This window comes from Desemzia sp. FAM 23990, from assembly GCF_045528485.1.
GTDB lineage: Bacteria > Bacillota > Bacilli > Lactobacillales > Carnobacteriaceae > Desemzia.
The window spans coordinates 45,013-66,626 of sequence record NZ_JBGQQW010000010.1 but is presented as its reverse complement, the minus strand read 5'-3'; the positions used below and the strand labels follow the sequence as shown (position 1 = coordinate 66,626).

Annotated in this window: 18 protein-coding genes, 1 riboswitch and 1 other annotated feature; of the genes, 7 read left to right on the top strand and 11 right to left on the bottom strand. The window is 39.5% G+C overall.

Annotated features, from left to right (window positions below):
- Positions 1-2: 2 nt before the first annotated feature.
- Complete coding sequence (locus ACEN4I_RS05795) at positions 3-647, top strand: class I SAM-dependent methyltransferase (RefSeq protein ID WP_407102352.1); 645 nt, start codon at positions 3-5, stop codon at positions 645-647.
- A 21-nt stretch (positions 648-668) separates the two neighbouring features.
- Complete coding sequence (locus ACEN4I_RS05790) at positions 669-1,148, top strand: S-ribosylhomocysteine lyase (protein ID WP_204213024.1); 480 nt, start codon at positions 669-671, stop codon at positions 1,146-1,148.
- A gap of 249 nt (positions 1,149-1,397) precedes the next feature.
- On the opposite strand, the gene dapD is transcribed toward ACEN4I_RS05790, so the two are convergent.
- Positions 1,398-2,093 (bottom strand): 2,3,4,5-tetrahydropyridine-2,6-dicarboxylate N-acetyltransferase, encoded by a 696-nt coding sequence (gene dapD / locus ACEN4I_RS05785; protein ID WP_407102351.1) that lies wholly within the window; start codon positions 2,091-2,093, stop codon positions 1,398-1,400.
- Positions 2,094-2,134: 41 nt separating this feature from the next.
- Complete coding sequence (gene dapF / locus ACEN4I_RS05780; RefSeq protein WP_407102350.1) at positions 2,135-2,920, bottom strand: diaminopimelate epimerase; 786 nt, start codon at positions 2,918-2,920, stop codon at positions 2,135-2,137.
- Positions 2,921-3,008: 88 nt separating this feature from the next.
- Positions 3,009-3,180: riboswitch (Lysine riboswitch) on the bottom strand.
- Between the two features lie 134 nt (positions 3,181-3,314).
- Between dapF and ACEN4I_RS05775 the strand changes: the two genes are divergently transcribed.
- Positions 3,315-4,460 carry a pyridoxal phosphate-dependent aminotransferase gene (locus ACEN4I_RS05775; protein ID WP_407102349.1) on the top strand — a complete coding sequence of 382 codons (1,146 nt, stop codon included), beginning with the start codon at positions 3,315-3,317 and terminating at the stop codon, positions 4,458-4,460.
- A 206-nt stretch (positions 4,461-4,666) separates the two neighbouring features.
- On the opposite strand, the gene ACEN4I_RS05770 is transcribed toward ACEN4I_RS05775, so the two are convergent.
- The gene (locus ACEN4I_RS05770) at positions 4,667-5,860 is read right to left on the bottom strand and encodes a hypothetical protein (protein WP_407102347.1); all 1,194 of its coding nucleotides are present in this window, start codon (positions 5,858-5,860) and stop codon (positions 4,667-4,669) included.
- A gap of 245 nt (positions 5,861-6,105) precedes the next feature.
- Here ACEN4I_RS05770 and ACEN4I_RS05765 point away from each other — a divergent pair, with 245 nt between their 5' ends.
- From ACEN4I_RS05765 to ACEN4I_RS05755, 3 genes are all read left to right on the top strand, one after another.
- The gene (locus ACEN4I_RS05765; RefSeq protein WP_407102346.1) at positions 6,106-7,305 is read left to right on the top strand and encodes an amidohydrolase; all 1,200 of its coding nucleotides are present in this window, start codon (positions 6,106-6,108) and stop codon (positions 7,303-7,305) included.
- Between the two features lie 310 nt (positions 7,306-7,615).
- Entirely contained in the window at positions 7,616-8,416 is an 801-nt protein-coding gene (locus tag ACEN4I_RS05760; protein WP_407102345.1) for a histidinol-phosphatase HisJ family protein, read from the top strand.
- Positions 8,417-8,562: 146 nt separating this feature from the next.
- Positions 8,563-9,456: a DMT family transporter gene (locus ACEN4I_RS05755; protein ID WP_407125923.1), complete on the top strand. Its 894-nt coding sequence runs from the start codon at positions 8,563-8,565 to the stop codon at positions 9,454-9,456.
- Positions 9,457-10,214: 758 nt separating this feature from the next.
- Here ACEN4I_RS05755 and ACEN4I_RS05750 read toward each other — a convergent pair.
- The 5 genes from ACEN4I_RS05750 to opp3b all read right to left on the bottom strand — a co-directional run bounded on the left by ACEN4I_RS05750 (position 10,215) and on the right by opp3b (position 16,765).
- Positions 10,215-11,876 (bottom strand): peptide ABC transporter substrate-binding protein, encoded by a 1,662-nt coding sequence (locus ACEN4I_RS05750; protein WP_407096378.1) that lies wholly within the window; start codon positions 11,874-11,876, stop codon positions 10,215-10,217.
- Positions 11,877-11,947: 71 nt separating this feature from the next.
- Positions 11,948-12,219, bottom strand: a binding site (T-box leader).
- Positions 12,220-12,664: 445 nt separating this feature from the next.
- Positions 12,665-13,609 carry an ABC transporter ATP-binding protein gene (locus tag ACEN4I_RS05745; RefSeq protein ID WP_407096379.1) on the bottom strand — a complete coding sequence of 315 codons (945 nt, stop codon included), beginning with the start codon at positions 13,607-13,609 and terminating at the stop codon, positions 12,665-12,667.
- Entirely contained in the window at positions 13,593-14,759 is a 1,167-nt protein-coding gene (locus tag ACEN4I_RS05740; protein WP_407102341.1) for an ABC transporter ATP-binding protein, read from the bottom strand. The genes ACEN4I_RS05745 and ACEN4I_RS05740 overlap by 17 nt, the downstream gene beginning before the upstream one ends.
- Positions 14,760-14,770: 11 nt before the next feature.
- Positions 14,771-15,820 carry an oligopeptide ABC transporter permease gene (gene opp3C, locus ACEN4I_RS05735; RefSeq protein ID WP_407096381.1) on the bottom strand — a complete coding sequence of 350 codons (1,050 nt, stop codon included), beginning with the start codon at positions 15,818-15,820 and terminating at the stop codon, positions 14,771-14,773.
- A 3-nt stretch (positions 15,821-15,823) separates the two neighbouring features.
- Positions 15,824-16,765, bottom strand: a complete 942-nt coding sequence (gene opp3b, locus ACEN4I_RS05730; protein ID WP_407096382.1) for an oligopeptide ABC transporter permease — start codon at positions 16,763-16,765, stop codon at positions 15,824-15,826.
- Positions 16,766-16,920: 155 nt separating this feature from the next.
- Here opp3b and ACEN4I_RS05725 point away from each other — a divergent pair, with 155 nt between their 5' ends.
- Positions 16,921-17,292: a DUF3899 domain-containing protein gene (locus ACEN4I_RS05725; RefSeq protein ID WP_407096383.1), complete on the top strand. Its 372-nt coding sequence runs from the start codon at positions 16,921-16,923 to the stop codon at positions 17,290-17,292.
- 99 nt (positions 17,293-17,391) lie between these two features.
- On the opposite strand, the gene ACEN4I_RS05720 is transcribed toward ACEN4I_RS05725, so the two are convergent.
- The 3 genes from ACEN4I_RS05720 to ACEN4I_RS05710 form a co-directional block, all read right to left on the bottom strand.
- Positions 17,392-19,035, bottom strand: coding sequence for a peptide ABC transporter substrate-binding protein (locus tag ACEN4I_RS05720; protein ID WP_407102340.1), 1,644 nt, complete (start codon positions 19,033-19,035; stop codon positions 17,392-17,394).
- Positions 19,036-19,524: 489 nt separating this feature from the next.
- On the bottom strand, positions 19,525-20,748 hold the full coding sequence (locus ACEN4I_RS05715; protein WP_407102339.1) for an NAD(P)/FAD-dependent oxidoreductase: 1,224 nt from the start codon (positions 20,746-20,748) through the stop codon (positions 19,525-19,527).
- Positions 20,749-20,769: 21 nt separating this feature from the next.
- The gene (locus ACEN4I_RS05710) at positions 20,770-21,567 is read right to left on the bottom strand and encodes an SDR family NAD(P)-dependent oxidoreductase (RefSeq protein WP_407102338.1); all 798 of its coding nucleotides are present in this window, start codon (positions 21,565-21,567) and stop codon (positions 20,770-20,772) included.
- Between the last annotated feature and the right edge of the window lie 47 nt (positions 21,568-21,614).

Sequence of the window (21,614 nt, the reverse complement as noted above, 5' to 3'; positions counted from 1 at the left end):
GAATGGGAAGAGAGTTTCTGGATATTTTCACAGATTGGGCAACGGATTACGATGATTTTGTAACTGGAGAAGATGAAGAGTACAAGGAAGTTTTTTTAGGATACGACTCGATTTTGCAAGAACTGGTCAAACGAAGTGGCGAATTTGTTCTGGAGCTGGGGGTCGGGACTGGAAATTTAACGCGAAAACTGTTGGCGGCGGGGAAAAGAGTTTATCCCATTGAGCCTTCTGGAGAAATGAGGCAGCTAGCAGATGCTAAACTGTTGGGAACTGTCGATATTATTGATGGGGATATGCAAACTTTTCCGTTGCCTCCTTACAAAATAAACACTATTTTGAGTTCATATGTGTTCCACCATTTGAATGCCAACGAGAAAGCAGAAGTTCTGCATCAATATTATGAGCTTCTGGAAGATGGAGGAAGCGTAGTTTTTGCAGATACCATGTTTATAGACCGAGATTCTTATGAGCAAAAGCTAGCTGAAGCTGCTCACAACCAATTTTATGAGCTAGAAGAAGATCTAAAACGAGAATACTATCCCTTGATACCCGATTTGTATCGCTCTTTCAAGGATGCTGGTTTCAGCGTTTCATTTACGCAAATGAACCCGTATGTTTGGATCGTAGAAGGTAAGAAAGCAAATTAAACTAAAAAAGGAGTTTTTAGTATGTCAGAAAAAATGAATGTTGAAAGTTTTAACTTGGATCATACAAAAGTCCGTGCCCCGTATGTACGTTTAGCGAGTGAGAAAACAGGACTAAATGGGGACCGTATTTTAAAATATGATGTGCGTATGGCACAACCCAATAAAGAACATTTGGATATGATGTCTGTTCATTCTTTAGAACATTTGACGGCTGAATTGATCCGCAATCATGCAGATTACGTGGTTGATTTCGGACCGATGGGATGCCAAACAGGTTTTTATTTGACAGTTGTGAACCACGAAGATTATAAAGATATCTTGGGATTACTTGAAAAAACAATGAAAGATGTATTGGTGGCTACAGAAGTTCCAGCCAGCAATGAAAAACAATGTGGCTGGGCAGCTCACCACACTTTAGCGGGAGCACAGCAAATTGCTCGTGACTTCTTAGCTAAGCGCAATGAATGGCATTTAGTATTTGAACACGCAGAAGCAGAATAGGTAGATTCGTCTAGTAGGAGATTGCGCTTCAAATGGCTCTAACCAATTAGAAAATGAGGAGCGAGGAAACGGTGAAATATACCAGTTCCTCGCTTTTTTGCGTTCCCTATTGCATTCATTTTTTTGGAAAAAGGGAACATAAAATTAAATTACGTTCCCTTTAAGAGGAGATTGCCTCAAAAAAGGAACGCAAATGGACTTTCGACACTTTAGAAGCAGCGTATCTTTTGGGATGGCATTTTTTTTATTTTACAATTCTCGCAAAGCAGCGATCAATTCAGTATTGCTGGCTGTTTTTTCATCTTTTGCTTTTAAAATACGCGCCGGAATGCCGCCAACTACCACATTTTCTGGAACATTCTCGATCACCACTGCTCCAGCGGCGACCACGCTACCTTTGCCGATCCGAACACCTTCGATAACGACAGCATTCGCGCCGATCAAGACATCGTCTTCTACAATTACAGGAGTGGCTGAAGCGGGTTCGACCACTCCAGCTAAAACGGCGCCGGCACCGATGTGACAATTTTTACCAACGATAGCTCGGCCACCGAGAATTGCTCCCATATCGATCATACTATTTTCGCCGACAATAGCGCCAATATTGATGATAGCCCCCATCATGATTACTGCATGGTCGTGAATCTCTACTTGATCTCGAATGAACGCTCCAGGTTCTATTCGTGCATTTACATTAGTAGTATCCAGTAAAGGCACAGCACTATTTCTACGGTCGTATTCTAGTTCAACATCATTGATACGCTCTTTGTTCTCTTCAAGAATGGCTTTCAAATCTTCGTAATCACCGAAGACAACTTTTGATAGTCCTTCCCCAAATACTTTACAATTAGGGAAATCAATGGCTTCGTTTAGATTGATGTAAGCTTTCACAGGTGTTCGTTTTTTAGCTTCTTTAATAAATCGGATAATTTCTTGTGCGTTCAATATTATTTCCTCCTAAGAATTCAATAGTTAAGTCACTAAAGCTATTTTTTGTATTCAAATACAGCGGGTCCATTCATGAAAATGTCCTCTGTACCTGAGATAGTCAATGTTCCTTGTTCTAGATGTACTTTTACACGATCTTCAACTAAACCTGCGTCTCTAGCTACCACAAAGCTGGCGCTGCAGCCAGTACCGCAAGCCAATGTCCAGCCGACACCACGTTCAAATGTTCGCACGATGATTTCTTTACGATTCAGCACTTGGACAAAATTGACATTTGTTTGGTGAGCAAACAATGGATGATGGCACAGTTTTTCTCCTAAATCGGTCTCCAGCATGGCTACTGCATCTTCTACGAAAACAACTGTATGCACAGTACCCATAAACAAACTGGTGAACGTGACGTCTTCTCCATCAATAGAGATCGTCCGATTGATGTAAGCAGCATCGTCAGCAGCATCAAAAGCATGGTTTGAGTAATCAGGTCGACCAATATTTACTTCGCAGTAGAACGGCTCATTTTGAAGAATGTCTACGTTCATCTCACCAGCTAATGTTTGTACAGGAAATCGTTCTTCTGTGGTCAAACCTTTGTCTAGGACATATTTGGCAAAACAACGAATCCCATTTCCGCACATTGGAGCTTCGGAACCGTCACGGTTAAACAGCAGCATCTCTAGCGGATTTTGTTTGACGACGATTAAGCCATCTGTATCAAATTGTTCTGAACTACACAAAGAGGTAGCCTCCATAGAATAGTCTTTTCCATTCTTGAAATCCGTGATCACAAAGGTATTTCCGCAGCCGTTATATTTGTAAACAGACATATACAAAACTCCTTTTTACAATTTTTTCCTCAAACAATAAAAAAAGACACCATTTCTGGCGTCTTAAATGTATACAATGGTTATGTAGACAGATGATAGCGCCTCTGCTTTTTAAGCAGGAGTGATATAGGTATTTCCCATATCCCCACGATATAAAATCTGCCGATTTCAATCGTTCGGCAATGGCTGCCTTTCATACATCGTCATCGAATGCCTTCTCTGGTGTATTACTCATCTACATTGCTACCTCTATTAAATTGTAAGTTACTTTTTTGATGTTTTATATACTACCATTAAATTTTTCTGTTGTCTATTTGTCAGGAAAAAAAATTAGATATTGTATTTTTTCTGCAAACTGGTACACTTTTTTTCATAAGCAAAAAGGAGTGATCGAATGAAAGAACGATTGAATGAAGACGTCCTTAAAGTAGAGACGAGTGAGATACGAGCATTTAATCAGTATGCAGTAGACAATCAAGCCTCGCTTTTTCTGACTTTGGGGGAACCAGATTTTCCCACACCAGCACCCATAAAAGAAGCTGCGCTCGATTCTCTGAATAAAAACCAGACTCATTACTCATCAGCGCAAGGGAGCCTTGAGTTGCGAGAGGCGATTTGTGCATTTGAGAAAAAAACCAATCACATCGAGTATTCACCAGAAGAAGTAATGATCACAGTTGGTTCTACTGAAGCTATTTCAACGGCTTTAGCCACTTTACTCAACCCTGGGGAAGAAGTCATTATTTTACAACCGGCTTTTCCTTTATACCGTCAATTGATTCAAATGAACAGCGGAGTATGCGTGCCAATCGATACCTCTACTAATCAATTCCAACTTTCCAAAGAGATGTTGGAGGCGGCCATTACCGATAACACAAAAGCTATCATCATCAATTCGCCCAATAATCCTACAGGAACGATTCTTAATGCGTCTTCGTTAGAAGTGATTTATGAGGCCGTGAAGAAACACCAACTTTTTGTGATAAGCGATGATGTTTACAATCAATTGTTATTTACCGAACAACCTGAGCAATTAACTAAATACCAGGATATTCGTAGTTACATCATCATCTGTCAAAGCTTCTCGAAACCTTATGCGATGACTGGATGGCGTATCGGCTACTTATTAGCTGATTGGGACTTTATCGAAGAAGCCCTCAAGATTCACCAATATGTACTTTCTTGTGTCAACACCTTTATTCAAGATGCAGCTATAGCAGCACTGGATTACAATATCGAAGAGATGCTGAATTCCTACCGCTTACGGAGAGATTACGTCTACAACCGCTTGAAAACAATGAATGTAGATGTGGAATTGCCTGATGGTACTTTCTATATATTGCCGTCTATCAAAAAATATGGGCTATCTTCACATGAATTCTGCCAGAAGCTAGTTCTTGAACAAGGCGTTGCGCTTATTCCAGGCAGTTATTTTGAAGTAGATGATTATGTACGGATCAGTTTTTGTGTAGATATGAAAGTCTTAGAAGCGGCAATGGATAAATTGGAGCTTTTTCTTCTGCAACTCCAAGTGAAGTAAAACTCAGACAAGAGAGAGCAGGACAAAAGACATTTTGACCATTGAATATAAACCAGCCTCCCCTTATGAGATGCTTTTTCTCATAAGGGGAGGCTGGTTTATAGGCATGTGGTCAGGCTTTTGGAACGCATTTAAAAGCACCCGTTTAATATGTGACAGAGATAAAGACTATTGTCCCAGTCCCTTTTTTTTCATAACGCAGATGCTTATCCTACAAGATTTATCAATAATGGTGCTAAGAATCCTGCTAAGACAACTGATCCAATGGATACTGTCACAAATCCACCCACAAGCATTTTAGGCGTCACTGAATCGAGAAATAATTGGCGTTCTTCGCTGTTTGAGAAATTGCTGTTGGCTACTTCAGCAGGCAAAATGGCTGTACCTGGAAAACCAAAGAGAGCCGTTATTCCTAAAGCGATACTCATCCAAGGTGAGATCTTTAAAAAACGACCGATCAATAAGGAGAAAAGCACATTTCCAATCGTTCCAAAAACAATAGTCGCTAATAAAGCTGGCAGTATATCTAGAAATACGTCAGGTGTGGCTGAAGCTAAATTGGAAAGGATGACTACAATTAGTGCTGGCATAGCCAAGCCGTAAGAATTTGCTTTTGTCAGAATGTTTTTTTCTAAAAAGCCCAATTCACTGAACAATACCCCCATTAATAAAGACATAATATTGGCATCGATCAATTGGAATCCTAATAAAGAGGTTAGCCCTTTAGCAGCAAATGAGGCTAGTAGAGCTACTACAGCAACCTTTGCTAAATAAACGTTTCCTGATTGGTATTTTTCAGGTAAGTCAGAAAATATTTTATAGGGGGAAGTTGTTTCTTCTTGTTGTACGCGCTCGATTTCGTTGTTGCGGTATTTTTCTTTAAACGACTTCACTTCTTTTTTCAGAGCCCAGCTGGCGATCGGATATCCGGCAAAACCTTGGACAACGACCAATAAAGAAGCCAGTAAAGCTAAATCGCTGCGCCCAATTGCATTAGCAGCTTCTGACATTTGAATCGCTGCAATCACGCCTCCAGATAAAGGTGGAGCTCCAACTAAGGCTGTCTCGATGCCCATCAATGGAGTAACGACCAAAAAAAGTGCCACTGTAATTCCTATAATTGCTGCAACACAGATCACTACGGTTTTCCATTGTTCTTTTAATTGTTTGATATTCAACATCGTTCCCATATGAACCAGCAAGAAACCAATTAAAATGCTTCCGATCTGTAACAACATGGAGTCTTGGAAAATAGAGGTAGGCATTCCCAACCAAAAAGCGATTAAGAAGAAAACAGATGCGGTGAATAACATAGAAACAATACTTTTGGTTCTCACAGCGATCACATCGCCAAGGGCATAGATACAAAAAATAATCGTGATGGCAACTAAACTATTCATAAAAATCCTCATTTCTTTTCTTTACAGTAATGTGTTAAATGATAAAATAGTTAGAATATTTTGTCAATTTTAATTTTCGCACAAATTAAAGATACACAGTTATTTAAAAACGTTGGTACATCAACTGTTAATTGATGAGAATTCAATTTGACAAATGAAAAACGAATCGTTATAGTGATACTTACAGAATATTCAGACAATTCAATTACTGCATAAAAGCAGCTGAACCTAAAGGGGTCGAGAAAATGAATCAAGATACACTTACATTAACTAGTCCCATCAAAGAATTGATAGCATCTAAAGAAAAGGAAATGATTGCTTTCCGTCGTCACTTGCATGCTAATCCGGAAGTATCTTTAGAAGAATTTGAAACGACTAAAACGATAGCGGCTAAATTAGATGAATTAGGTATTCCTTACCGATTAATGAAACCAACAGGAGTCATCGCTGAAATCAAGGGTGCTAAACCCGGGAAAACCGTTTTATTACGTGCCGATATGGATGCTTTATCTGTTCAACAATTGAATGAGGTAGACTACAAATCAGTTGAAGAAGGAAAAATGCATGCTTGCGGTCACGATGCTCATGTTTCTATGTTGATGAATGCCGCTTATGCGTTGAACGAAGTAAAAGATACTTTCGAGGGTACAGTCCGTTTAGTTTTCCAACCAGCTGAAGAAATTGCAGAAGGCGCAAAATTGATGGTCGAGCAAGGTGCTGTTGATGGAGTAGATAATGCTTTCGGAATTCACATTTGGGCTCCTGGAAAAGTGGGAACCGTATCTTGTCCAGCAGGTCCTTCTTTTGCAGCTGCAGATATTGTAAAAGTTGATTTTGTTGGAAGCGGCGGCCACGCAGCACAGCCGCATTTAAACATTGATGCAGCTATCATGGCGTCACAATACGTAGCGAATGTGCAATCTATCGTATCTCGCGTGGTGGATCCGATGCAGCCAGCTGTTGTGACGTTAGGAAAAATGGAAGTTGGAACACGATTTAACGTTATTGCAGAAAATGCTCACATTGAAGGTACTGTGCGGACATTTGATCCGGCTACGCGCGATAAAGTAGAAGAATGTATCAAACATTATGCGGAAGAAATCGCCCGTATGTATGGCGGACAAGCAACGGTAGAATACCAACGGATGACTGAACCGGTAAACAATGAAGAAAGAACCGCTAATTTGGTTCAACAAGTTGCTGCGCAAGCTTTTGGCGAAGCGGCAGTCGATAATTGTCCTCCTACAATGGGTGGAGAAGACTTCGGTTACTATATGATGCAGATTCCTGGCGCATTTGCCACCGTTGGTAGTGGGAGTCCGGATAAAGATACATGTTGGCCCCACCACTCTGGGCGTTTCAATGTCGATGAAGAAGCGTTAAAAGTCGGAGCAGAGCTGTATGCGCAATATGCACTGGCTTATTTAGGACAAGGTCAATTTTAATTAAACTTTACTCTGTGAGAGAAGGCGGGACTTCTTTTACAGAGTTTTTATTCATTCTTACAAGGAAATTCCGAATGTCGCGAATAAGGCTATGTGTAATGTTGTAAAAGAAACGAATTCTTAACGGCTAATTTACCTGAGTTTTACTTCCATCCTCTATAATGAAAGTGTTGGATGGGAAGACTTTCCATCATAAAATAGTATTAAAGGGCAGATGAGGTTCTGATGGGATTAAAATGCTTCATCTGCAAATAAAGCAAGTAAACAAGCACTAGTCTCTAAATAAGGTTCTAAAAGAGAGGAGCTTACTATGAACTACTATGATCAACATATGCATACTCATTTTTCACCAGATTCTGCCGAAACTTTTGAACACTACTTGGAACGGTCAGCTGGTAAAAACTTGATCACAACAGAACACTTGGACTTCTTTAGTACGGAGCAAGCATCAGATGATGTGATTCCAGATTTTGATGGATATTCCGCGGAAATCGAGCGTTTGAATCAACTCTATGGCAATCGTATCTTAAAGGGAATAGAAGTTGGGTTTACGTATCCAGATAAAGAGAGAATTCAAAAGTTTTTGAAAGATAAAGATTACGATTTGATACTGATGAGCATCCATCACAATGGCAAATATGGATTCATGCAGTTGAGTAACGATGATGTTCCTTTAGAGAATCAACTGAAGGAATATTACAACTTGATGCTGCAAGGTGTACGTGAGTTCAAAAATGCCAATGTATTAGCTCATTTTGATTTCGGTCTGCGAAGTTATGAAGTGAGTGTAGCGGAATTAAGGATTGTAGAACCAAAGCTAATGGAGATTTTTAAAGAGGCCGTTCAACAAGATATGGCACTAGAATTGAATACGAGAAGCATGTACAGATACGGAAATGCACACCTCTATGAATATGCTATCGATCTTTATCGTTCTGTAGGTGGCACCTTATTTACTGTCAGTTCAGATGCACATGTAGTAGAAGATTATGAATTACGCTTTAAAGATGCTTTTACTATGCTGAGAGAGCATGGAGTAGATCAACTAGCAGTTTTTCAAAAGCAACAGCCGACTTTTGTCGAACTGCCTCAAAATGTGAGTGCTCAATAAATTGCAAGAGAAGAAGCAGTCATAGGAGGCTGCTTTTTCTCTGCACACAATGTTATAAAAATCTAAAAACTTCCCCTTTTTCAAATTCAGTATGCTACTATATACATCAACAACTTCATTTGGATAGGTAAAGGGGAAGTGGCTCTATGATGAGTGGAAAAGTAAAGGTTATACTATCGATGTTGATTTTTGGAACGCTGAGTATTTTTGTTCGGCAAATCCCACTGGAGACTAATCAGATTGCGTTTTATCGTGGAGCATTAGGAAGCCTATTTCTTGTGGGGACTCTGCTGCTTAAAAAAGAGCGGATCCCGTTTAAATCGATTCAGAAAAATGGGAAGTTTTTGCTGCTTTCGGGCTTTGCTGTAGGAGCCAACTGGATTCTTTTGTTTGAAGCTTATCGCTATACAACGGTTTCAAATGCGACAATCAGCTATTATTTTCAACCGATTATGCTGACGTTGTTGGCGCCGTTAGTGCTTAAAGAAGCTTTGACAGTAAAAAAATTCAGCTTTGTCTTACTGGCTATGATCGGAATGGTTTTTATTATCGGATTCAGTGGCAGCTCTATGGGATACAACCACCCGTTAGGCATCGGATTTGGCCTGACAGCAGCTTTGTTTTATGCTATTGCCATTATCTCTAATAAAAAAGTTACAGGCCTTAGCGACCTTCATTTGACCGCATTAACCTTGATCATCGCTACCGTCATTTTATTACCGTATGTATTGCTGACCACTGGACTTGGAACGAGCCAACTGACCATGCCGTCACTTCTGTCTTTGCTGGTATTGGGAATTGTTCATACGGGAATCGCGTATGTTTTTGTTTTTTCAGGTTTGCAACAAATCGAAGGGCAGACATTCGCGGTACTGAGCTATATTGATCCGTTAACAGCGGTCATCATCTCAGCTACTGTGCTGAAAGAGCCGATCTCCGGGTTGCAATTATTTGGCGGTGCACTAGTCTTAGCAGCAACCTTTATGAATGAGTATTTTACAGGAAAAGGACAAAAAACTGAGCAAATAAAAGAGAGATAAATCACGAAAAGAGGCAGAAGTGCTTCTTTTTTTATTGCTGGGAAATGATGGCATTTGATACGTTATCCCCAGTCAATCAAATGAAAGTTGAGAAAACCACCTCACAACAGAGCAGGTGAACAGACTAACATTGTTAACTAGAGCCTATTTCAAAGTAGAAACTTGATGAGAGAAGTGTGCATTCAATTTACACTAAAAGTCCTTATTTCTTCCTGAATATTTACAAGGAAATAGGGGGGTTATTATAAAGAGATATATTTTAAATAAAAACTCTTAGAGATTCCGGAAGGAATTTCTTCAAAAAACTAAAAATGACCAGTTAGGAAAGAATGCCTACTGGTCATTTTGTTCTTATCTTCGGTCACCTAAAGGCATTTCTCCGCTCTCTATTCAAAATGAGCTGCGCAGAGCAGGCTTCCTATGATTTCGTTTTGACCTGTTATTGGCAAAGAGCGCCAATTACAGGTCAAAATCAAACTCTACGAAATCCTTAACGCTCTGCTCCGCTCTCTATTCAAAACGAGCTGCGCAGAGCAGGCTTCCTATGATTTCGTTTTGACCTGTTATTGGCAAAGAACGCCAATTACAGGTCAAAATCGAACTCTACGAAATCCTTAACGCTCTGCTCCGCTCTCTATTCAAAACGAGCTGCGCAGAGCAGGCTTCCTATGATTTCGTTTTGACCTGTTATTGGCAAAGAACGCCAATTACAGGTCAAAATCGAACTCTACGAAATCCTTAACGCTCTGCTCCGCTCTCTATTCAGCTAAATAGGCTGTTCTGAAGTGGAAGTAGCTTGCGTAGCGGTGGAATTCGATTCCTTTTACTTTGGGATCAATCAAATAGTTTGATGCACTTTGGTATAACGGTACTTGAGCTGCATCTTCTTCTAAGAGAATTTGCTCTGCTTTTTGATAGTTTTCAAATTGTTTGTCTGGATCATTAGCGTAAGTTGTTTTCGCTTCTGCAGCTAACTGATTGTATGTTTCGTTATTGTAACCGCCATAATTGTAAGCTGATCCGTCTTCATACAAGTTGAAGAAGTAGCCTAAATTATTATCACCGGCAATCCATCCAGAAATAGACATTTCATAGTTTGAATCGGAACGTGATTGATTAACACTGTTTTTCGGTTGTTTATCAATCGTTACAGTAACGCCCTCCAAGTTTTCTTGGATTTGGCTTTGAACATATTCAGCTGTTCGCGTAGAAGTAGTGTCTTCTGCCACAAGTAAAGAAATTTCTACTGAGTCGCCAAGCTCCTCTTGCGCCAATGCCCATTCTTCTTGCGCTTGTTCCAAATTGTACGTGTTGTAGTCACCACTGTACTCTCTAAAATCTTCGCCGGTTTCAGGATGTTGGTACAATTCGTTTGGAACCAATCCATTTAAAGCTACTGCGCCATCATTTAAAACGGTATTTACTAAGCCTTCTTTATTAATCGATAAAGCGATCGCTTTACGTAAGTGAGCATTGGCTAAAGAAGTACCAGGTTCTTTATTGAAATCAATGAATTGATTAGCGATATCATTGTGAGAGACAAAACCTTCTTCATTTTGATATTGTGCTACATATTGGCCGCTGACTTTAGTTAAGTTCAACTCACCAGAGGCATACAAGTTGATTCCCGTTTGCTCTTCTTTGATCGTAGTGAAGTCGATTTTTGTCAAATGTACTTCGTCAGCTGCATAGTAGTTTTCATTCGGTTCCAAGGTCCATGATTCATTACCTTGCTCCCAGTTTGACAATACAAATGGGCCGCTGTAAACACCTGTTTCAGCTGTTGTTGCATATGCTTCACCTTGTTCTTCTACATAAGCTTCATTTTTTGGAGCCAACCAAACAACTGAAATTAATGTTAAGAAAGAAGGCAGAGGTTCCACTAATTCAACTTTGAATACTTTGTCCGATACAGCTTCGACGGCTAATTCGGAAGGATCTGTTTCACCCGTACGAATTTCATAGCCGTTTACGACTGCATCCAACAAGTAAGCATTAGGAGCAGCAGCAGCAGGGTCAACTAGTTCTGTCCAAGCATAAACAAAATCTTGAGCAGTGATAGGATCGCCATTGCTCCAATTTGCATCATTACGGATGGTGAATGTATAAGTGCGTCCATCTTCACTGATTTCTACTTCCTCAGCGGCTAAGCCTGGAACAGGAGTGCTGTTTTCATCTAAACGATACAATCCTTCATAAAGATGCTGTGCTACGGTAAACGTGTTTTTGTCAGTAGTATAAGTAGTATCGATTGTGGTCATGCTCGCAGGAACGCTCACTGCTATTTCTTGTACTTCGGCTAATCCGTTACCATTACTGTCTGAAGAATTACTATCTGAAGCATTAGAGTTTCCTCCGCAAGCACTTAAAATAAAGACTGAAGCTAAGGCAACAAGACCTGTTTTTACAAATTTATTCATTACTGATTCCTTCTTTCCTATATAATTTTAATAACAAAAAAAGTCCTTCTTCTATACGCCGAAACGTATAAAAGAAGGACGAATGAGTTTAATCGATTCGTGGTACCACCTATCTTCGCAAAAATATCGCTATTTTTGCCTCAACCAGTACGCTTTTTAATGCAAAAGGTATACTGTTCCGCTGTAACGGGAGGACCCGTCTGATTCTAAGATAACGTTCACTGTTATCCTCAAACCAGCCGCTTCGAGACCATCTTCGAGTAGCATTCCAATGCTTGCTTTCACCTGACCAAGCTCTCTACAAAAGGAATGGATACTGTACTCTTCTCATCATTGCGTTTTTTAATTTATTAACTATTGATTAGTTACTGATAAATAGTTTATCATATAGGTAACAAAAAAACTAGCAAAAATTTAATCAATACTCACTAAAAAGTCTACCAAATAAAAAAATGGTTCTACGAGCTATGACGTTGGGAAGTAAAACGGAAATTATTTTTTATTCAATCCCTGCTAGAAACTCATTCTTAGAAATTTCTGGAGAAATATGGGGTGGCTTATAGCCATGAAAAGGATGCAATGGGAATTACTTAGTGTTAGGCTTTAGCCGTTACACTAAGTTTGAAGCTTGCAAGCCTGGAGACGTGGTTTTCGGCTCCAGGAGTTCCCATGGCGCTCCATAAGCCACCCCATAGGGCGGAGGAAATTTCTTTACCAACGCTAAAATATGAAAATCTAAAAAAATCCCCCGCTGAATAGCAGGGGATAAGCACAATAATCGTTTGAAATTAGTATTTCGCTAATTTTTCTTGAAGTTTTGGTACATCAGATTCACGACAATATACGAAGTGTTCGGGTGCAATTTCTCTAAGTTTTTCTTCTTCGCTATTTGAAGGACGCGGTGTATAGGCAAAACGTGTACGACTGCGTTCATAATCAGGATCAGGAAGAGGAATAGCAGATAAAAGACTTTCTGTGTAAGGGTGTAACGGTTTGTTGTAAACACTGTCAGCAGGAGCTAATTCAACTAATTTACCAAAGTACATTACGCCAATACGGTTACTGATATATTTCACCATAGATAGATCATGGGCAATAAATAAGAAAGTCAGTTTTTGTTTTTCTTGTAATTCCATCAACAAGTTAACAACTTGAGCTTGGATTGAAACATCAAGAGCAGAGATAGGCTCATCAGCAATGATCATTTTTGGATCAACTGCTAAAGCTCGAGCAATCCCGATACGTTGACGTTGTCCACCTGAAAACTCATGAGGATAGCGAGATGAATGGTCTTTATTCAAACCAACTAATTCCAATAATTCTTCCACGCGAGCGTCGATTTCATCTTCACTGTCGGCTAATTTGTGGATCTTGATTCCTTCAGCAACGATATCTCTTACTTTCATACGAGGATTCAAAGAAGCATATGGATCTTGGAAAATCATTTGCATATCTTTTCTAAAATCAAGTTGCTCTTTTCTGCCATTTAACGAGTGGACTTCAGTACCGTCAAAGTAGATTTCACCATCAGTAGGATCGTACAGACGAATGATGGCGCGTCCTGTAGTGGTTTTACCACAACCGGATTCACCAACAAGTCCTAACGTTTCTCCTTCGTAAATATCAAAAGAGATATCATCAATGGCTTTAACTTCGTTTTTAGTTCCTACGTTAAAGTACTGTTTTAAGTTTTTAACTTCTAAGATCTTTTTACGTTTAGTATCTTGGCTCATTTGCTTCTCCTTTCCCATCCCGATCTGTTGTTAGTTCGTCAACAGAAAGATTGTTTTGATCTTGTGTACCTTCCATGTCTTGACCACTCAATTGTGACAAGTCGTCTGAAGGTTGGATCTGCAATTTTTTAGCACGGAAACCGTTCTGACGCGCAACGATTTCAGCTGGCGGTGTAACTTTTGGAGCATCTGGATGCAGTAACCAAGTAGCTGCAAAATGCGTATCAGACACTTTGAATAAAGGTGGTTCATACATCGTGTCTACTTTTAACGCATACTCACTACGAGGAGCAAATGCATCCCCTGTAGGAGGGTTCAACAAGTCTGGAGGGGTTCCAGGAATAGCGTATAAAGAGCCGCTTGTTTCCAAAGTAGGCATAGAACTCAATAGTCCCCAAGTGTATGGATGTTGCGGATTATAGAAAATCTCGTCAACAGTTCCTACTTCAACGAATTTACCAGCATACATAACCGCTACACGGTCAGCAACGTTTGCTACTACACCTAAATCATGCGTGATAAAGATGATAGACGTTTTGATTTTGTGTTGCAATTCTTTCATTAGTTCTAAGATTTGCGCTTGAATCGTTACGTCTAAAGCAGTAGTTGGTTCATCAGCGATCAAAATATCTGGGTTACATCCTAACGCAATCGCAATAACAATACGTTGACGTTGTCCACCTGAAAATTGATGAGGGTATTGCTTCATTCTTTTTTCAGGATTTGGGATACCAACCAAACGCAATAATTCTTCTGCTTTTTTGTAAGCTTCTTCTTTAGATACATCTTGGTGTTTTAAAATAGGCTCAGCAATTTGTTTGCCGATCTTTTGAGTCGGATTCAAAGAAGTCATAGGATCTTGGAAGATCATAGCAATCTCTGAACCACGAATTTTTTGCATATCTTTTTCTGATTTTTTAACAAGGTCTTCACCTTTGAAAAGAATCTCGCCGCTGTCGACATTGGCATTATTAGCTAACAAGCGCATAATGCTTCGACTAGTAACTGATTTTCCTGATCCGGATTCACCAACGATGGCCAGTGTTTCACCAGGTTTCAAATCGAAATTCACTCCACGAATGGCGTGGACTTGTCCTGCATACGTATCAAATGAAATATGCAGATCTTTTACTTCTAATATATTTTCCATCAGGCTTCCTCCTAATCTCTCAGTTTTGGATCAAACGAATCTCGTAAACCATCTGCTAATAAGTTGAAACTGATCATAATGATACTCATAATAGCAGAAGGATACCACATCAAGTGAGGCAAGAAACGGAACGTTTTGTATCCATCATTGATCAATGTACCTAATGATGCATCAGGAGCTGGAATACCGATACCGATAAAGCTTAAGAAAGCTTCAAAGAAAATAGCGGACGGAATTGAAAACATAACTTGAATAATAATAATACCCAATAAGTTAGGCATAATGTGTTTAAAGGCGATACTTAAAGAAGATTGTCCAAGTGTTTTAGCCGCTAAGACATATTCTTGGTTTTTCAATTTAAGGGTTTGTGCCCTAACGATACGTGCCATCGAGATCCATTCAGTTAAAGCTAAGGCAATGATAATAGACATGATACCAGGATCAAATACTAATAACATTAAGATCACGATAACCAAGTTAGGTACCCCAGAAAGAATTTCCAGAATACGCTGCATCACGGTATCTACTTTTCCGCCAATCCAGCCGGATAATAGACCGTAAGTTACCCCGATAATCAGATTCAATAGGGCAGCTACGAAAGCAATAAATAGGGATACTCGTGTACCATATAAAATACGAGACAATAAGTCGCGACCAAGACTGTCTGTTCCCAAATAGTAATATACGTCACTTTCAACGCCTTGCAGTTCATATTTATCTACACGTGTTCCATTTTGATTGATTGTTCCATTCAAACCGCTGATATCCAAACCAGGGATTTTAGGCGGTAAATTCGCATGTTCAATGGTTTGAACATTTGGACTTTGAGGAGCAATCATTGGAGCGAAGATACTCAATAAAGTGATAATAATCAAAAGAACCATACTGACCATAGCGACTTTATTTTTCTTTAGACGACGCCAGGAATCTTGCATAAAACTTAGAGAAGGGGCAGTGATTTTTTCATTATCTTGAACATCTAAACTATCTGCTTTAACAAATAAGTCTGGTGTCAATTCAGGCAGTGATGGTTCAGAGTGAAAGTTGTTGTTGCTCACCATAAATTATTTTCCTCCTTCTGTAGCTACTCTAATACGAGGATCAATAATTCCATAAAGAATATCAACCAATAGAATAACTGAAACTAATAATAATGAATACAGCATTGTCACACCCATGATCGTTGGGTAGTCATTAGTTAAAATCGATTTAACAAATTGTTCTCCAATACCAGGAATCGCAAAAATATTTTCCACTACCATAGAACCGGTCATTAAAGCGACAGCCATTGGTCCTAAAAGAGTAATTAGTGGAATCAAGGCGTTCCGGATTCCGTGTTTAAAGGCAACTTCCCATTTGCTCAGGCCTTTGGCTTTTGCTAATTCTACATAATCACTACTTAAAACATCTACCATCTCGGTCCGCATAAATCGTGCCGAATCGGCCAGCGGGGAAATCGCTAATGCAATAGATGGTAAAATAGACGATGCAAAGCCTGTCCATAAGGCGATAGGGAACCAACCCAACCAAACACCAAAAATCAATTGCAGCAATACTGCAAACACAAAGTTAGGGATGGAGCGGCCGACGATCGCGGTTAATGTTGACGTGGTATCGACCCACGTTCCTTGTTTCATGGCGGATACGACACCCAATACAATCCCCAGAATCGTTCCGACGACTACCGCCTGTATACCAATTTGAGCAGATGGGGCTATCCTTGACCCTATCAATTCTGCAACAGGAGTATTATTGAATTGGAAAGAAGTTCCTAAGTCACCTGTAACAAGTCCTAAAATATAAATTCCATATTGCACGATAATAGGTTCGTTCAAACCATATTTTTCATTCATAATAAAAATTTGTTCTTCACTTAGCTTATCTTGGTTACTATAAGGAGTACCAGGTAAGAGCTTCATGAGAAAGAATGTTATCGAAGCAATTAGGAACAAAGTAAGAAGCATATATAAAACGCGTTTTCCAATGTACTTTGTATAGCTCTTCATTGTGATCCAACCTCCGTAATAAAATTTGTTCATAGATGACAGTGTATCATATCAGTAGAGTAAAAAAAATAACTCAGAATTGTATAATTGAATTGTATTTAACGTATTTTTTAGTTACATTAGAAATGTTCATTCAAAGAAAGGATTCACAAATCATGAAATTCACTAAAAAAAATCTGTTGATCTCATTTATTTTCGTTAGTGCGATTGTGCTTTATCAGTGGTTTAAGCATCAAACCATCCAATGGATTGAATTATCCAACAGCTTGTTTTTAGCGGCATTGCCGCTGCTGATCATCGGCCTTTTCGGTTTCGTTCTATCCAAAGGGACCTTTGATTTTTTTCACTACAGCATGAAAAGAATAGCCAGGCTGAGAAAAAGAAAGCAAGATTCAGACGAAATAGAAGATAACCACAGTCAAGACGCACTGTCTAAGTCAGTAGGAAAAAGTTATCAATCTGTTCTAACGATTGGAATCATTCTTCTAGCTCTCAGCATACTATCCTTATGGGATTACTTATTATAATCATAAAATAAAGCAATTATCAGCCAACTCAAAATTACGGAGGCGGATGATTGCTTTATTTTGTTCCTTCATCAAAGATTGATTAAACGGTTAAAAAAATTATTTTTCAACAGATGCCCATTTGTAAGTGTATTGTGCTCCTACTAAATGTTCTGCAATACCTTTAACGTAATCTTTTTCTAAAACTGCATTTGCACGTTGATAGATAGGACCAATTGCGCCATCTTCAATCAAGATTTGTTCTGCTTGCAATAACATATCCCAACGAGCACTTAAATCAGTTACTTCAGCACGAGCTTGTTGAATCAAAGCATCGTATTCTGGATTAGAGTAACCTAAAGTGTTGTTTCCGTTATCTGTTTCAAACAATTCTAAGAAGTTAATCGGGTCAGCGTAATCAGCACCCCAACCAGCTAATTGGATATCGTAATCTCCAGAGTTATCAGAAGCTAAACGAACTTTGAACGGTACATTACGTAAGTTGATACTCAATCCAGGTAAGTTAGTCACTAATTCACTTTGGATAAATTCAGAAGAACGTTTTGAGTTGTCTGTATCATCAGATAATAATTCTAACTCAATAGAATCTACACCTAATTCATCCAGACCAGCTTGCCAGAATTCTTGAGCAGCAGCTACATCATAAGTTGACAAGTCGCCATTTTGTTCACGGAAGTCTTCGCCAGTTTCTGGGTCTGTAGCCAAGCCTTGAGGTACTAAAGCGTTAGCTGGGATAGAACCATCTTGCAATACAACTTTTGAGTAAGCTTCCTTATCAAATGCCATTGACAATGCTTTACGAATGTTTTCATTGTTTAATGGGCTTTCAGGGTCATTTTGGCTAAATTTCAAATAGAATACAGAAGATGTTGGCATAGTGTGGATTTCTGCATCACCAGCTCTTTGAGCTACGTATTCACCTTTTAGCAAGATACGGTCAGTAGCGTCAGTGTCATATAAGTTCAAAGCTGTTGAAGTTTCTTTAATAACTTCTACATTGATTTGGTCTAGAGCAACTGTTGCTGCATCCCAGTAATCTGGGTTTTTAGCGTATGTCCAAGATAATCCTGCTGCTGTCCAGTCTTCAAGTAAGAAAGGACCATTGTAAACTAAAGCATCACTAGATAATGCGTAGTTGTCACCTTGTTCTTCCACAAAAGCTTGGTTTTGAGGGTAGAACATAGCTAGAGAAAGTAAATCTTCGAAGTATGGAAGATTGGTAACCAATTGTATTTCCAACGTTTTATCGTCTACAGCTGTAACGCCTAGTTCGTCAGCTGCCATTTCTCCGCCAATGATTTCTGAAGCATTAGCAATAACGCCGTCCATCATGTAAGAGTAAGAAGCGGCTGTAGCCGGATCAACCAGCTTTTTCCATGCATAAACAAAATCATTTGCTGTTACGGGTTCTCCGTTAGACCAGTTAGCGTCTTCGCGAATTTTGAATGTGTATGTCAAGCCGTCTTCGCTGATAGTTGGTTCTTCAGCAGCCATACCTAATTCTAAAGAGCCGTCGTCTTTTTGGCGATAAAGACCTTCGTTTACATTTGTCAAAACAGTAAAAGCAACAGTATCCGTAGCTTGTGTTGAATCCATAGTAGGGATCTCAGCAGTTTCGACTAAATTCAATACTTGTTGTTCTTCTCCAGATTCGGAGGTTTCGCCTGAACCGCCGCCACATGCTGCTAATACAAAAGCAGTGCACAATGATAATAATAACAAAGTAGATTTTTTATTTATCATTAATTATTTCCTCCATTCAAATTTTTTAATACTGTATTAGTATAAGTGCACTCTTTATTAAAAACAAGTTTGAATTTAGCAAAACCTCTCATTTTTAATATTATGTACAATGTTGTATATTCTGAATATTCAAAAAATGCTTTAAAATAGGGAATCTTTGGAGAAATGTATTATTTGAACAAAGAAAAAAATTTTGTTTTGTTGACCATTTTTTTAGAGACTGCTACGCTAAAAATGGTATGCAAAAAGAAGAAAAGCAATGGATAAGAAAAAATGAACAAATTTAGCCACCGGATTAGATGCGTTATTTATAGTGAGCTGTGCAAATGATCCACAATAGAATTTGCCAGTTGTAAAAGTAGAATAAACACGAAAAAAGTTTCTAGGTTCTCTTTCTTCTATAGTATTGTCCATATGATACGAACAAATTAAATAACCTCTTTCTGCGGCTGAGACAGCAGAAAGAGGTTATTTAATTGACTAAACGTTTTATTTTTCGTGAAGGGCTCCTTTTAGCGCAGAAGAATCAGCAGGAGGGTCACTGAGGATTTTTCGGACATCATCTAAATCTGCTTCAACATTCCACAAGAGAATTCCGACTGGTTTATCGTCTTTCAGATAGTAAATAACTTTTCCATCATCTACTTCATCAATCAACGTATCTAATTCAGGATCCAGTGTTCCGATAGCTTTCCATGAAATGTCAAACACGACAGAGTAGAAGTAAGGTGTATAGTCATAAGGTTCATTTGAACCCGCCATGGCTTTTCCGACAGCTTCTCCAGAATTACGGGCATGGTCCACATGTTCGATACGGTCGCGGCCTAGAATAGGGTCAGGATAAGAAGCGATATCTCCAGCTGCGTAAATATCAGGATCATCGGTTCTTAGGAATTCATTTACCACGACACCGTCCTCTACGTTCAACCCGCTTTCTTCAGCTAAAGAAACACGTGGGGAAACACCTAGACCAAATACAACAGCATCTCCGTTTAGTTCTGTTTCATCATCAAGGGTCAAGACAAATTCACCATCTTCTTTTCGGTAAGATTCAACGCGTTTGCCGCTCACCATTTCAACACCAGCTTCTTTGAATGCTGCTTCGTATTCATTTGCGATCTCTTCAGGGAATTGGCTGGAGCCTAATACTCCATCTGGATAGATCAAGGTGACGCGTGTATTATTATGAATCAAACCAGCTGCTAATTCAGCTCCGATATAACCGCCGCCGACTACTAAAATATGTCGGTCGTTACCCGAAAGAGCACGTAACTTGCGGTAATCTTCCCAACTTCTGAAAAAAATCACTTGATCCGATTCGGGACCTTCGATTTTAGTCGGTTCACTACCAGTTGCCAACAGCAATTTTTGATAACCGATCACTGATCCGTCTGCTAGCTGGACCGTATGTCTAGCTCGATCGATGGCTGTAACTTCAGCTCCCAATTGGATTTCAGCACCTGTTTCTTCGGTGGTGTTTAAGGGGACTTGGTCATCAGTAAAAGAGTCGTCTGTCCACAGTTTTTTGGTCAAGGCCGGACGCGTATAAGGAACGTCTTTATCGTTGGATAAAATTTTGATTGACCCAGTACCGCCCTGCTCTCGAATCCCTTTAGCAGCATAGCCAGCAACCATACCACCACCAATAATCAGATAATCATATGCTTGATTTGCTTGCTGCATTTTTTGGATATCACTTAATTCTTCTGCCATTTTTATTCCTCCTTCTCCAAATTAAATCGTAGAAACTGAACCAGCATCAATGCGGTAATTAGAACCATTCACGAAAGAAGCTTTGTTTGAACAAAGGAAAGCAATCACTGCCGCGACTTCTTCCGGTTGTCCACGACGCTTCAGCTCGATATTGGGTCTTTTATTATCCAGAAATGATTGGATAGCTTCTTCTTTTGAGACATTCAGTTCTTTTGAACGCTCTTCCATCATAGTGTCTGTCATAGGTGTCTCGATAAAGGCCGGTGAGACAGCATTGACTAAAAGTCCTTCTTTGGCATAAGTTTTGGAGAGTCCTTTGACTAACGCCAGCATACCAGCTTTAGCGCAGTCATACGGGATTTCATCCAGATAAGCTTCTTCAGCATTTTCAGAAGAGATCATGACGAGCCTACCCCAGCCACCTATTCTTAGATCTGGCAAAAATTCTTTGACTGTACGCACAGCACCCATCAAATCGACATCCAGCGTCTCTCGCCAGTCTGCTTCATCGATTTCATGGAAAAGACCGCTTGCACCCGAAATGCCTGCTGAGTGTACCAAAATATCGATTATACCAATATCTTGTTGAATCTGTTGATGCAATTTTTTCAGTGATTCGCTTTTCGTCACATCGGCAAGATAATGGTGCACGTTTGATTGGTCGCTTAAGCTTTCAGCAGCTCGGTCGAGTTTTTCTTGGTCTATCCCTGTGATAATGACGGTCGCACCTTCTTCCAAGAGTGTTTTAGCAGTTGCTAAACCAAGACCTGAATCAGCTCCGACAATTAAAGCTGTTTTTTCTTTGATCCCTAAATCCATGTGAAGAACCTCCCTTTAAGTTAAATCATTTGGACACGTTTTTTCTT